Source organism: Pandoraea commovens (assembly GCF_902459615.1).
Lineage (GTDB): Bacteria > Pseudomonadota > Gammaproteobacteria > Burkholderiales > Burkholderiaceae > Pandoraea > Pandoraea commovens.
On sequence record NZ_CABPSA010000007.1, the window covers coordinates 161,700 to 175,018 of the forward strand.

The 13,319-nt window shown below is 64.1% G+C and carries 9 protein-coding genes and 1 pseudogene; 9 read left to right on the forward strand and 1 reads right to left on the reverse strand.

Annotation, left to right across the window (positions count from 1 at the left end):
- Positions 1 to 493 precede the first annotated feature (493 nt).
- The 8 genes and pseudogenes from PCO31010_RS27135 to dxs form a co-directional block, all read left to right on the forward strand.
- A pseudogene (locus tag PCO31010_RS27135) lies at positions 494 to 1,081 on the forward strand (CDP-alcohol phosphatidyltransferase family protein); the annotation flags it as partial.
- The gene (locus tag PCO31010_RS26990) at positions 1,061 to 1,903 is read left to right on the forward strand and encodes a HalD/BesD family halogenase (RefSeq protein WP_425495024.1); all 843 of its coding nucleotides are present in this window, start codon (positions 1,061 to 1,063) and stop codon (positions 1,901 to 1,903) included. The pseudogene PCO31010_RS27135 and the gene PCO31010_RS26990, both read left to right, overlap by 21 nt.
- Entirely contained in the window at positions 1,904 to 2,926 is a 1,023-nt protein-coding gene (locus PCO31010_RS19480) for a flippase-like domain-containing protein (RefSeq protein WP_150665722.1), read from the forward strand. It begins immediately after the preceding gene.
- Between the two features lie 15 nt (positions 2,927 to 2,941).
- Positions 2,942 to 3,706: a phosphocholine cytidylyltransferase family protein gene (locus PCO31010_RS19485; protein ID WP_039399729.1), complete on the forward strand. Its 765-nt coding sequence runs from the start codon at positions 2,942 to 2,944 to the stop codon at positions 3,704 to 3,706.
- On the forward strand, positions 3,703 to 5,412 hold the full coding sequence (gene aepX / locus PCO31010_RS19490; RefSeq protein ID WP_150665723.1) for a phosphoenolpyruvate mutase: 1,710 nt from the start codon (positions 3,703 to 3,705) through the stop codon (positions 5,410 to 5,412). Before PCO31010_RS19485 ends, aepX begins: the two co-directional genes overlap by 4 nt.
- Positions 5,405 to 6,592 carry a phosphonopyruvate decarboxylase gene (gene aepY, locus PCO31010_RS19495; RefSeq protein ID WP_039399731.1) on the forward strand — a complete coding sequence of 396 codons (1,188 nt, stop codon included), beginning with the start codon at positions 5,405 to 5,407 and terminating at the stop codon, positions 6,590 to 6,592. Before aepX ends, aepY begins: the two co-directional genes overlap by 8 nt.
- A 39-nt stretch (positions 6,593 to 6,631) precedes the next feature.
- Positions 6,632 to 7,705: a 2-aminoethylphosphonate aminotransferase gene (locus tag PCO31010_RS19500; RefSeq protein ID WP_150665724.1), complete on the forward strand. Its 1,074-nt coding sequence runs from the start codon at positions 6,632 to 6,634 to the stop codon at positions 7,703 to 7,705.
- Between the two features lie 21 nt (positions 7,706 to 7,726).
- A complete protein-coding gene (gene dxs, locus PCO31010_RS19505; RefSeq protein ID WP_150665725.1) occupies positions 7,727 to 9,631 on the forward strand; it encodes a 1-deoxy-D-xylulose-5-phosphate synthase in 1,905 nt (634 codons plus the stop codon).
- Between the two features lie 105 nt (positions 9,632 to 9,736).
- Here the strand turns inward: dxs and hpnN are convergent, their stop codons facing one another.
- Complete coding sequence (hpnN, locus tag PCO31010_RS19510; RefSeq protein WP_150665726.1) at positions 9,737 to 12,373, reverse strand: hopanoid transporter HpnN; 2,637 nt, start codon at positions 12,371 to 12,373, stop codon at positions 9,737 to 9,739.
- A gap of 257 nt (positions 12,374 to 12,630) precedes the next feature.
- Here hpnN and PCO31010_RS19515 point away from each other — a divergent pair, with 257 nt between their 5' ends.
- A complete protein-coding gene (locus tag PCO31010_RS19515; RefSeq protein WP_150665727.1) occupies positions 12,631 to 13,281 on the forward strand; it encodes an MlaC/ttg2D family ABC transporter substrate-binding protein in 651 nt (216 codons plus the stop codon).
- Positions 13,282 to 13,319: the final 38 nt, after the last annotated feature.

The window sequence follows — 13,319 nt, forward strand, 5'->3', positions numbered from 1 at the left end:
CGGTCGGAAGACACCGCAAAAAAAGCGACGGGATTGCCATTATCCGCGTATCGCCTGAATGCCGCTATACCGACCAAAAGTCGTTTTTCAAGGCAAAACGGTCGGGATTACGGCGATCCGGCGCAATCTGGTGCGTCAAATAGACGCCGGGTGGCTCTAAAGCGAAATAGAGTATTGCGGAATATAATCGCGAACTCGGAACGCCTATCGCCTAACGTAGTAATTAGGGGTATTTGCAGACCCTTCGGAACACTCAGCCCGCAGTGCAGCGCAACGGTTATCGCGCGTCAATGCCCTGAATCGCCAAGGTTGTCGCGGTAAGTACAGGTGTTTTAAGTGCACTGCACATTACCGCTTTATGGGTATATATTCCCCCCTCATGGAAACGATACCGAAAATCATTTCGGCGCCTGCTGCTGCGTCGGCCACAAGTAAAACCGCACGTCCCGTGCCGCCGCGCCCGCGTCAATACGACGCCCGCCTCGCACGCTGGATGGTCACGCCGCTCGCGGATACAGCCGTGACGCCGAATCACCTCACGACGGTTCGCCTGATCGTGGGGCTCGCTTGTGCCTGGGCGTTCGCCAAGGGCGGCTATGCGATGGCCAATCTCGGCGCACTGCTGCTTGTGCTCTCGAACTTCATCGACCACACGGATGGTGAGCTTGCCCGTATCAGCGGCAAGACGAGCCGGATCGGTCACTTTTACGACCTCGCTTCGGACGCTTTCGTCACGGTGCTGTTGTTCGGTGGCATCGGCATGGGTGTCGACGCGATGGCCCCGGGTCACTTCCCGCTGCCCGTCCCGCTGTCGGCCTCTGCGCTCGGCTGGATCGCTGGCTTCGCCGTCGCCCTGATCTTCTTCCTGCGCATGCGCATTGAGGAGCGTGTGGGCAAGGCGGGGACCAAGCAGGCCTCCGTCGGAGGCTTCGAAACCGAAGACGTGCTGTATCTGATGCCACTCGTCACGCTGTTCGATGGCACGCGCGGCTTCCTGATCGCCGCCGCCATCGGCGCACCGCTCTTCGCACTGCTGGTCGTGGCCGATTACGTGCGCGTGATGCGCCGTCCGCTGCCGGTGAAGGCTGACGAATCAGTCAACGCAGCAGCCGCCCCGGCCGCACCGATGGCACCGGTCGCACCGGTCGCTCCGATGGCGCCCGCCGCGTTCGCCGCAGACGCCGAGATCGAACGCGCCCTCGATGCCGTGGACTTCGACGGCGTCACGCGTGAGTTCAAGTCGCAGGACGCCTTCGTCTATATGGAGAAGTTCCTGCCGCAGTCGGTCACGGAGCAGTTGATCGCCGCCGCGCGCGCCGTCACGCCGAGCGTGAATCGTAACTATCTGCCCGGTCACAAGCAGGGGGGCAGCGTGAGCCGTCATACGCTCGACGAGCTGGCCCCGTTCGTGGCCGAGCTGTACCGCTCGCCTGCGCTGATCGGTTTCCTTGAGCGTCTGGCCGGTGAGAAGCTGCTGCCGTCGCCGCAGGAAGATCCGCATGCGTATGCGCTGTATTACTACACGCGTCCGGGCGACCACATCGGCTGGCACTATGACACCTCGTACTACAAGGGGCGCCGGTACACGCTGCTGCTCGGCGTGGTCGACCAATCGAGCTGCAAGCTCGAATACCGGCTGCACACGCGTAATCCCGGCGCGACGCAAGTCGACGGCGCTGTGGCGTATCCGCCGGGCGCGCTGGTGTTCTTCGACGGGGACAAGCTGCATCACCGGATCACGCCGCTCGGCGATAACGAGGAGCGCATTTCGCTCACGTTCGAGTATGTGACCGACCCGCGCATGGGCACCTGGCAGCGCTTCATCTCCAATATGAAGGACGCTGTTGCCTACTTCGGTTTCCGGCAAGTGTTTCGTCAGATTTTTGGACGGACGAAACGCTAAATGAACCGGACCGCCATCGTCTCACTCACCCTCGGTTTCGCCCTTTTCGTCGCCCTGCTGATCTGGCAGGGTACGGGATCGGTGATGTCCACGCTGGGCGCCGCCGGTTGGGGCCTGCTGCCCATCGCCGCCTTCCACCTCGTGCCGCTGGTGCTCGACGCCGCCGCCATTCAGGTGCTGGTGTCGAAGTCGTGCACGCTCGGCCGCGCCACGCTCACGCGCTGGGTTGGCGAATCGGTGAACAGCCTGCTGCCCGCCGGGCAGATCGGTGGCCCGATCGCGATGGTGCGTCAAATGAAACAACGCGGCATGGCCGGTCGCGAAGCGGCCGCCGCCATTACCGTCAGCACCACGCTGCAAGCCGTGGCGCAAATCGTGTTCGCCCTGCTGGGACTGGCCGTGTTCGGCATCAGCGCGACGCAGGGCACCAGCGACAGCCTATGGCTGCCGATGTTGCTCGCCACGGCGCTCGTCTCCGCCCTCCTCTACGCGTTCTATGTCGCGCAGCGTCGTGGCATCTTCGGCTGGGCGTTCCGCATGCTCTCGAAGATGTCGTCCAAGCGCGACTGGTCGTCGTTGCTCGACCGTGCGGATGCCGTCGACGAAATCGTGCAGCGCATGTACGGCCATCGCCGTCAGGTGCTCGCCAGTTTTCTGCTCAGCCTCGTGGGCTGGATCGTCGGCACCGTCGAAGTCTGGCTGATCCTGCAATTCATCGGGCATCCGGTGAGCTGGGTCGACGCGCTGTTGCTTGAAAGTCTCGGGCAGGCGATTCGCGGTGCTGCCTTCTTCGTGCCGGGTTCGCTCGGCGTGCAGGAAGGCGGTTACCTGCTGCTCGCCCCGCTCGTGGGTCTGCCGGCCGACGCCGCGCTGGCCCTGTCGCTGGCCAAACGGACGCGCGAGCTACTGCTCGGCGTACCGGGCCTCGTCTATCTGCATTTCTCCGAACGTGGCTGGCGCCGTCAGCGCGCTGCGCAACAAAGCGTGCCGCTGCCCACTGCCACGGATACTGCACCGCTCTAAAGAAGGATATCGACCATGCGGGCCATCATTCTCGCAGCAGGCATGGGCCTGCGTTTGCTCCAGCCCGAAGACAAGCAGTCGCCCAAGTGCCTGCTGAAGTTCGACGGCATGTCGCTGCTGGAGCGCCACCTTCGCATGCTGGCAGCGGCCGGCATCACGGACGTCGTGCTCGCGCTCGGGTTCCATCACGAGCAAGTGAGCGAGGAACTGGAGCGTCTGAACTGGACGCCGCGTCCCAAGATTTACCTCAACCCGGAATTCAATCTGGGTAGCGTGCTCACGCTGCATACCACGGCTGAAGCCATGACCGCCGGTGGCGACGTGCTCGTCATGGATGCAGACGTGCTCTACGACCAGCGCATTTTCAACGCCCTCGTGGCGGGCAAGACCGCCAACCGTCTGCTCATCGACCGTGACTTCGAAGTCGGCGACGAGCCGGTCAAGCTGTGCCTGCGCGACGGCGTGCCCGTCGAGCTGCGCAAGCAGGTCATGGTCGGCCTCGAATACGACACCGTCGGCGAGTCCGTCGGTTTCTTCCGTTTCAACGAAGCGACGGCAACGCGTCTGGCGGAAATCACGCGCGATTACGTCGAATCGGGCCGCGCCAAGATGCCGCACGAAGAAGCCGTGCGCGATCTGCTGCTCGAGCGCGGCGCGCAATTCGAAACCGCCGACGTCACGGGCTTCCCGTGGATCGAAATCGACTACCCTGAAGATGTGAAGCGCGCCGCCGATCAGGTGCTGCCGCAACTCGAACCGCTCACGATGGTGTCCGAATGAACGCTCCCGACGCATTTACCCTCCCGCCGACGGCTACGCGTGCAGCGCAACTGCGCGCCATGCTGCTCAGCAATCAGCTCGAATTCCTGATGGAAGCCCACAACGGCATTTCCGCGCGTATCGTGCGCGAAGCCGGTTTCAAGGGCATCTGGGCGTCCGGGCTGACCATTTCGGCGCAGTTCGGCGTTCGCGACAACAACGAAGCCAGCTGGACCCAGGTTGTCGACAACCTCGAATTCATGGCCGACGCCAGCGACTTGCCGATCCTGCTCGACGGCGACACCGGCTACGGCAACTTCAACAACATGCGACGTCTCGTGCGCAAGCTCGAACAACGTGGCATCGCTGGCGTGTGCATCGAAGACAAGGTCTTCCCGAAGACCAACAGCTTCATCGGTGGCGAACGTCAACCGCTGGCCGACATCGACGAGTTCTGCGGCAAGATCAAGGCCGGTAAGGACTCGCAGGCCGATGACGATTTCTCCATCGTCGCCCGTGTCGAAGCGCTGATCGCCGGCTGGGGTATGGAAGAAGCCCTGCGTCGTGCCGAGGCCTATCATCAGGCCGGAGCGGACGCCATCCTGATCCACAGCAAGCTCAAGCGTGCCGATGAAATCGTGCAATTCGCGCGTGAGTGGGGCAACCGCTGCCCGCTGGTGATCGTGCCGACGAAGTACTACAGCACGCCCACCGACGTGTTCCGCGAAGCCGGGATCAGCCTCGTGATCTGGGCGAACCATCTGCTGCGCGCCGCCACCTCGGCCATGCAGTCGGTGGCCGCCGAGATCCATCGCAACGAAACGCTCATCAACGTGGAAGACCGCGTAGCCACCGTGGACGAGATCTTCCGTCTGCAAGACGCCGACGAGTACACGCAGGCCGAAGACCGCTACCTGTCCGCCGCCAATGCACCGCGCTCGGCCATCGTGCTGGCCGCCAGCCGTGGCAAGAACCTGGAGAGCGTGACGACCGACCGTCCGAAGGTCATGCTGCCGGTCGCGGGCAAGCCGCTGCTGCGCTGGCTGGTCGACGGCTTCAAGAAGCAGAACGTGAACGACATTACGGTCGTGGGCGGCTATCGTGCCGACGCGATCGACACCGCCGGGATCACGCTCGCCGTCAACGAACGTCACGCCGAAACGGGCGAACTGGCCTCGCTCGCACGCGTTGCCAATGCCTTCACGCAAGACACCGTAGTGTCGTACGGCGACCTGCTGTTCCGCAGCTATATCGTGCGCGATCTGGTCGAGAGCGACGCCGACTTTACCGTCGTGGTCGACTCCACGGCGGCGGTCACCGCCAACGCGGCGAACGCCAGCGTGAGCGACTTCGCGTATTGCTCGGCAGGCGACGACCGTGGTCTGTTCGGTCAGCAAGCGCTGCTCGAAAAGATCAGCGGCGACGCCTCGGACGCGGGCCGCACGCCAAACGGCCGCTGGATCGGTCTGCTCGGTGTGCGTGGCGACGAAGGCCGCACGCAACTCCAACGCGTTTTCGCCGCGCTTCAGGCGCGTGCCGACTTCGACCAGCTCGGCATGCCCGAACTGATCAACGCGCTGGCCGCCGATGGTGCCAGGATCGAAGTGCAATACGTGCACGGCCACTGGCGCGGTGTGAACGACATGGAAGAATTCCGCCGCGCGGCCGATTTCGCCCATGGTCAGACGCCGTTCAGCGGCACCGCTCCGGAGACGCAAGGTGATTGAGGCAGGTCAGTTCGTCGAAGCTGCGCGCAAGCACGGCTTCACGTGGTACACCGGCGTGCCGTGTTCGTTCCTCACGCCGTTCATCAACTACGTGCTGCAAGACCCGACATTGCACTATCTGTCGGCAGCCAACGAGGGCGACGCAGTCGCCATCGCGGCAGGCGCGACGCTCGGTGAAGGCCGTGGCGCGCGCTCCGTCACCATGATGCAAAACTCGGGCCTCGGCAACGCGGTCAGCCCGCTCACGTCGCTCACGTGGACGTTCCGTCTGCCGCAGTTGCTGATCGTGACGTGGCGTGGCCAGCCGGGCATTACCGACGAGCCGCAACACGCGCTCATGGGTCCGATCACGCCCGCCATGCTCGACCTGATGGAAGTGCCCTGGGAGTTGTTCCCGACCGAGCCCGATGCGATTGCACCGGCGCTGGAGCGCGCGGTGCGTCATATGGACGAGACCGGCCGCCCCTACGCACTGGTGATGCAAAAGGGCAGCGTGGCGCCGTTCCCGCTGCAACCGTCGGAGCGTCCCGCACGTCCGGCACAACCGGCACCGGTGTCGGTCATGCGCGGTGTTGCGCCGTCGGACATGCCGACGCGTCGCGACGCCCTCGCCCGTGTCATCGCGCATACGCCGCTCGAAGGCACTGTGGTGCTGGCGTCGACCGGCTTCTGCGGACGCGAACTCTACGCCCTCGACGACCGTGCCAACCAGCTCTACATGGTCGGTTCGATGGGATGCGTGACGACGCTGGCGCTGGGTCTTGCGCTCGCGCGTCCGGACCTGCGCGTGGTCGCGCTCGATGGCGACGGCGCGGCGCTTATGCGCATGGGCGCGTTTGCGACGCTGGGCGCTTACGGCCCGTCGAACCTCATCCATTTGCTGCTCGATAACGCCTCCCACGACTCGACCGGCGCGCAGGCGACGGTCTCGCCGACGGTGTCGTTCGCCGGTGTCGCCGCCGCCAGCGGCTACGCGCTGGCGCTCGAAGGCGATACGCTCGACGTCATCGAGCAGTTGTTCGACGGTCGCAGCCACAGCCTGAACGACGGCCCGCGCTTCGCGTGTCTGACGACGCGCCCCGGCACGCCGGACGGTCTGCCGCGCCCGAAGGTGACGCCGGAAGCCGTGAAGTCGCGACTGATGGACCATATTGCACAACGCGCACAGGCTTCGGCCTGAGCGATCCCCCTTTACGATATCTGCCGAGGAAGCTTCGCCATGCTGTTACTGAATCCGGGCCCCGTTACCCTGACCGAGCGTGTTCGCAAAAGTCTTCTGCAACCCGATCTGTGCCACCGCGAGCCTGAATTCTTCGACTTGCAGGACGAAGCCCGCGCGCGTCTGACGGCCGTGTACGGCCTCGACCCAGCCGTGTGGACGCCGGTGCTGATGACCGGTTCGGGCACGGCTGCCGTCGAGAGCATGACGGCTGGCCTCGTGCCGGAAGGCGGTCGCCTGCTGATCGTCGAGAACGGCGTGTACGGCGAGCGCATCTCGCAGATCGCGAAGCAATATCGCATCGATCACGACGTCATCCATTTCGAATGGATGCAGGCGCCGGATCTGGCGCAGATCGTCGCCAAGCTGGACGCCGCAGGCGAGCGTCCGTACACGAATGTGGCGATCATTCACCACGAAACGACCACCGGCCGTCTGAACGATCTGACGGGCATCTCGCGTGTGTGCCGTGAGCGCGGTATCGACCTGCTGGTCGATGGCGTGAGCAGCTTCGCCGCCGAAGCCATCGACTTCAACGACTCGGCCATCGTGGCTGTAGCCGCAACCGCCAACAAGTGCGTGCACGGCGTGCCGGGCGTGTCGTTCGTGCTCGTGCGCAAGACAGCCCTCGCGAAGGCGTTCGCCCGCACCTACTATCTGGACATCGCGCGCCTCGCTAAGCTGCAAGCCGAGCGCAACACGCCGTTCACGCCGTCCGTGCAGGCTTACTACGCGCTCGTCGAAGCACTGCGCGAACTGGACGATGCGGGCGGCTGGGAAAAGCGTCACGCGCACTACGGTGCGCTCGCCGAGCAAGCGCGCGCCGGTCTGGCCGCGCTGGGGATCGACAGCGTACTGCCGCCGGGCGAATCGTCGGTGGTGCTGCGTGCCTACAAGCTGCCTGCCGGCGTCGACTATCCGCGTCTGCACGACTGGCTCAAGGCCGACGGCTTCGTCATCTACGCTGGTCAGGGCGGTCTGTCGAAGGAACTGTTCCGTATCTCGACGATGGGCAACCTTACAACGGCCGACATCGATCGCCTGCTGGCCTCCTTCGCCCGACTGGTGAAGTAAGCCGGGGACGGACGTTCAGCCATGACAGATTTGCTAGCCAGCCTCCACTCCCCTGCCGAACTGCGCGCGCTCTCGCGTCCCGAATTGCGCCGCGTGGCCGACGAACTGCGCGCCTGCGTGCTCGAGAACGTCTCACGCACCGGCGGGCACTTATCGTCGAATCTGGGCACCGTCGAGCTGACGATCGCCCTGCACTATGTCTTCGACACGCCGAACGACCGGATTGTGTGGGACGTGGGTCATCAGACCTACCCGCACAAGATCCTGACGGGTCGGCGCGAAGCCATGCCGACGCTGCGTCAGTGGCAAGGGCTGTCGGGCTTTCCGAAACGCGACGAATCGCCGTACGACACGTTCGGTACGGCGCATTCGAGCACGTCGATTTCGGCAGCGCTGGGCATGGCGCTGGCCAGCAAGGTCAAGGGTGAAAAGCGTCACGCCATTGCCGTGATCGGCGATGGCGCGATGACGGCGGGCGAGGCGTTCGAAGCGCTGAACAATGCCGGTGTCTACGACGATCTGCCGTTTCTCGTCGTACTCAACGACAACGATATGTCGATCTCGCCACCTGTCGGCGCGCTCAATCAGTACCTCACGCGTCTGATGTCCGGTCAGTTTTACTCGGCGGGCAAGGAAAGCGTGCGCAATCTGCTGCGCAACGCGCCCGCGCCGATGCGCGAACTCGCGCACAAGCTCGAAGAACATGCCAAGGCCATCGTCTCGCCCACGGGCACGATGTTCGAGGAATTCGGCTTCAACTATCTCGGTCCCATCGACGGCCACGATCTCGACGCGCTGATCCCGGCGCTCGAGAACATCAAAGCCCTCAAGGGGCCGCAGTTCCTGCATGTGGTCACGCGCAAGGGCCGTGGCTACAAGCTGGCCGAGGCCGATCCCGTGCTATACCACGGACCGGGCAAGTTCAATCCGAGCGAAGGCATTCGTCCGGCCGCACCGGGCTCCGTTTCGGCCAAGACCTACACGCAGGTGTTCGGGGAATGGCTGTGCGATGCGGCTGCGGCAGACAAGCGCGTTGTCGGCGTGACACCGGCCATGCGCGAAGGCTCCGGCCTTGTGGAGTTCGAGAAGCGCTTTCCCGAGCGCTATTACGACGTCGGCATTGCCGAGCAGCACGCCGTCACGTTCGCGGGCGGGCTGGCGACGGAAGGTCTGCGGCCGGTCGTCGCGATCTACTCGACGTTCCTGCAGCGCGGCTACGACCAGTTGATCCACGACGTCGCCTTGCAGAATCTGCCGGTCCTTTTCGCAATCGACCGTGGCGGTCTGGTCGGTGCGGACGGGGCGACCCACGCGGGTGCGTACGACATCGCCTATCTGCGCTGCATTCCGAATATGGTCGTGATGGCCCCGGCCGACGAGAACGAATGCCGTCAGATGTTGCACACGGCACTTGGAATCGATGGACCGAGCGCGGTGCGCTATCCGCGCGGCACCGGCCCCGGTGTGAAGACCGAAGCGGGTTTGTCGACGCTGCCAGTCGGCCGTGCACAGGTGCGTCGTCAAAGCGCTGCCCCCGCAGGCAAGCGGGTTGCGATTCTGGCCTTTGGGTCGATGGTCGCGCTGGCCGAACAAGTGGCGGAAGCCTTCGACGCGAGCGTGGTCAACATGCGCTTCGTCAAACCGCTGGACGAAGCGACGGTACTTGAGATGGCGCGCACGCACGACCTCGTGGTGACGCTCGAAGAAGCATCGGTGATGGGCGGTGCAGGCACGGCCTGTGTGGAAGCGCTGGGCGCTAACGGTGTGTTAGTCCCTGTGCTTCAACTGGGGCTGCCCGACACGTACATCGATCAGGGCACGCCTGCGCAACAACTGGCCTCCGTCGGCCTCGATGTGCCGGGCATCACGGCCTCGATTCGCCGCGCAATGGCTGAGCGCCTCGGTGGGTCGGTCGAGGCGGTGTAGTGCGCATTTGACGGCGTACACGAGCATCGACCGCGCATTCGTCGCACCTAAGAAAAAACGGCACCTCTCGGCGCCGTTTTTCATTGCCTTGCAGCTTCCGTGTGGTCAGGACTGCTTCGGCGGTACAGCCTTCCCGCGTGGCTTGCCCATCAGCACCGGCTGGAAGAACACCGCGCCGATGAGCGTACACACGAGCGACAGCGCCAGGAGCTTGCCCATACTCGACGTGCCGGGGTGATGCGACAGCCAGAGACTGCCGAACGCGATGCCCGTGGTCGCCGCAGACAGCACGATCGCCTGCGTCAGACCCGACGCCAGCAAGCGGTACTGTCCGTGACGCCACGCGATCACGTAGTAGATCTTGAACGCTACCCCCACGCCCAGCAGCAACGGCAGCGCAATGATGTTCGCGAAGTTCAGCGGCAACCCGATCAGCACCGTCACTTCAAGCGTCACGGCCGCCGAGACCAGCAGCGGGACCAGCGTGCGCAGCACGTCGCCGAAGTTGCGCAGCGCCAGCCACAGCAGAATCGTGATCGACAGCAAGGCCCACGCTCCCGCCTCGATGAACGCACGAATGATCGTGTTGGCCGAGCGCAGAATCGAGATCGGACCGCCGACGGCGTCCGGCGTCGTGCGCAGCACGGCCTCGGTGAATTTGCGCAGCATCACGTCGTCGCTCGGGTCCGCGCCCTTCTCCACGCGCGGCGAGATGTTGACGAGGGCACGCCCGTCAGCGGCCACCCACTGCGACGCGATGTCCTTCGGCAACGATTCACGCGTCACAGAATGGGGCTGCAACGCGTCTCGCAGTTGACCGAGCGCCAGTTTCAGCGGGTCGGCAATCGCACGGTCGGTACGGTCACGCGTGGCAGGATCGGCCGCTGCGAGCTTGCGCAACGCCGCCGCCAGACGCTGCGCTTGCTTCGCGCCCTCGCCCGGGTAATCGAGCGCGGCGTCTTCAAGCTGGCCAGCGGCCGTCTTGAGCGCCGAGACGCGCGTTGCATCCGGCACAGCGGCCAGCGGCGTTTGCGTGAGTACCGGCAGCAGCGATGTCGCAGCCGTTCCGATCATCGCCAGCTTGGCGGGTTGGTCGGACGGCAAGAACGTGGTCAGCGTCACCACGCGGCCGATCTCCGGCACGGCGCGCAGCTTCGCGGCTTCGGCATCGGCATCCGCGAGATTCAGCGCGAGCAACTGCACATCGTTGACCCCCGCTTCCGGCGAATTCGACAGATCGATGAGCGTCGCCATCGACTCCGTATGCGGGTCTTTCAGATGCAGCGGGTTGAAATCGAAGTGCAGATGCGCGAGCAACGGCAGCCCGGCAATGACCAGCGCGAGCGTGCCGTACAGCAACGGCTTGCGGTGCTTCTCGGTGAAATCGTCGACCGGCCCGAGGCTGCGGAACCCGGGCGGGCTCGGTTCTCCCTTGGGCTTGAATACGCTGATGAGCGCAGGCAGCAGCGTAATCGCCGACGGGAAGGCGACGCACAGAATGCCGACACCCGCGATCAGGCCCAGTTCGGACACGCCGCGATAATCGGTCGGCAGGAACGAGAAGAAGCTGGCCGCCGTAGCTGCTGCGGCCAGCGTGAGCGGCATCGCAATCTGCTTGCCTGCGCCCGCCAGAGCGCCGCGCAGTACGTCGTCGCCCGATTTGCCATCGTCATGCTCCAGACGATGTCGCTCTTCCCGATAACGCACGCCGAACTGAATGCCGAAGTCCACACCGATGCCGACGAACAGCACCGCGAACGCCACGGAAATCATGTTGAGCGCGCCGACCATCATCAGACCGAGCGCAAACGTGACGGCCAGCCCCGCGAGCAAAGTGATGAAGACCGCAAGAATCATCTTGCCCGAGCGCACGGCCAGCCACAGCACCACGAGCACGGCGAGCAGCGTGATGACGGCGTTCGGCCCTGCGTCCTGACGCACAGACGCGAACTCCTCGTCCGACAGCGGACGCGGGCCGGTGAGGCGCACCGTCGCGCCGTAGCGCTGCGCAAGCTTCAGGTCGGCTACAGCGTCGCGAATACGCGTGGCCGCGTTGGCACCTGCTTCGAGCGCGCCGTAATCCAGCACGGGCTGCACCTGCACGTAGCTGCGTGCGACGGTATCGGGCGCGACCAGCGCACGCCACGACATTGCGGCCGGACGATTCGCGAGCACAGCCTCCGAGGCATCTGCCGCGTTGCCCAGCAGGCGCGACATATCGGAGAGCTTCACCTGACCGGTTAGCAACGGCGTCTGCAACGTCACCGACAGCAGGTTCGACAGACCGGCGAGGCTCGGATCTTGCGCGAGACGGTTGAGCAACGGTTTGGCGTCTTCAAGCTTGCCGGTGAGCGACTTAACGTCGTCCGTCGACGCGAATAGCAATGCGTTGTGCGCGAAGAAGTCGCCCGCGCCGGGACGACTCACCGCGCGGAACACGTCCGTCTCGCTTTCCAGCTTGGCCGCCAGCTCAGCCGCAGCCTTGTCGGCGAACTCGGCGGCGGGTGCCTGCACGACGGCCAGCGTCAGATCGGTCTTCTGCGGGAACGCACGGTCGATTTCGCGACCGCGTTCGGCGGCCGGGGTATTCAGGTCGATCAGGCTGGAGACGTCGGTGTTGATCGCGAAATGCTTGGCGACGTACACACAACTGGCCACCACAAGCAGCAGCGAAGCGAAGATGACCGGGTACGCGTGCTTCGCCGAAAAACGGACGATGCGCACGACGAGCGAAGTCAGCATGAAGCGGTTCCGGAAGAAAGTGGAAGTCTCACTGTGACGTCCGACGCATAGCCCGCTGCCCCCCATCAACACGTAACGAAAGGTTAAACATTGGCGGGAATCAGGAACCAATTGCGGAGAAAGTCCGTCGATCAGCCCAGAGAATGCGCAGTGAACAGTGAATTTACAAAATCGCAGCAGTATACAGGGGCCGGGTGTGCGTCACGTGCACTACACTACGGCCTACCCCCGAATCCAACCTATTCAGACAAGCTGGCATGAATAAATTCCTGATGACGGTGGCTGCCGTCGCTTTGAGCGGTATCGGCAGCGTAGTGACCGTATCCAGTGCCTGGGCGCAGGCAAGCGCCAATCCGAACGACATGGTGAAGACGGCCGTCGAGACGGTCGTCAAGGCCGTGAAGGCCGATCCGGTGGCCAAGACCGGTGATGTCTCCGCCACGGCGCGCGTCGTCGCCCGCGACTTCCTGCCGTATGCCGATTTCCTGCGCACCACGCGCTTTGCCGTCGGCCCCAAAGCCTTCGATGCCGCGACGCCCACTCAGCAACAGCAGGTCTTCGAACAGTTCCAGCAACTGCTCGTGAACACCTTTGCGCTGCAACTCTCGCAAGTGCGCGGCAACGACCTGACGTTCAAGTTCGATCCGGCGAAACTCACTGCAAACAGCAGCGATGTGGTGGTGGGCGCAACCGTCAGCGGCACAGGCGACAACCTGTCGGTCGCTTACCGTCTCACGAAGACCGACAAGGGCTGGAAGATCTACGACATCAACATGATGGGCGAGAACGTGGCCAACGCCTGGCTCATCCAGTTGTATCAGCCGCAGTTCAAGGCGCGCATCGCCCAGGGTGGCATCGACAGCCTGATCGCCTACCTGCGCGAGAAGAACGACCGTTTCGGCAAATAAAATCAACGACTTAGAGAAGCCGTTCGCTTCCGGCCAGG

Bases quoted from the DNA above. Each gene is read 5' to 3' on its own strand.
- PCO31010_RS26990 (WP_425495024.1), top strand. From the start codon at position 1,061: ATGCGCCGTCCGCTGCCGGTGAAGGCTGACGAATCAGTCAACGCAGCA.
- PCO31010_RS19480 (WP_150665722.1), top strand. From the start codon at position 1,904: ATGAACCGGACCGCCATCGTCTCACTCACCCTCGGTTTCGCCCTTTTC.
- PCO31010_RS19485 (WP_039399729.1), top strand. From the start codon at position 2,942: ATGCGGGCCATCATTCTCGCAGCAGGCATGGGCCTGCGTTTGCTCCAG.
- aepX (WP_150665723.1), top strand. From the start codon at position 3,703: ATGAACGCTCCCGACGCATTTACCCTCCCGCCGACGGCTACGCGTGCA.
- PCO31010_RS19500 (WP_150665724.1), top strand. From the start codon at position 6,632: ATGCTGTTACTGAATCCGGGCCCCGTTACCCTGACCGAGCGTGTTCGC.
- dxs (WP_150665725.1), top strand. From the start codon at position 7,727: ATGACAGATTTGCTAGCCAGCCTCCACTCCCCTGCCGAACTGCGCGCG.
- hpnN (WP_150665726.1), bottom strand. From the start codon at position 12,373: ATGCTGACTTCGCTCGTCGTGCGCATCGTCCGTTTTTCGGCGAAGCAC.
- PCO31010_RS19515 (WP_150665727.1), top strand. From the start codon at position 12,631: ATGAATAAATTCCTGATGACGGTGGCTGCCGTCGCTTTGAGCGGTATC.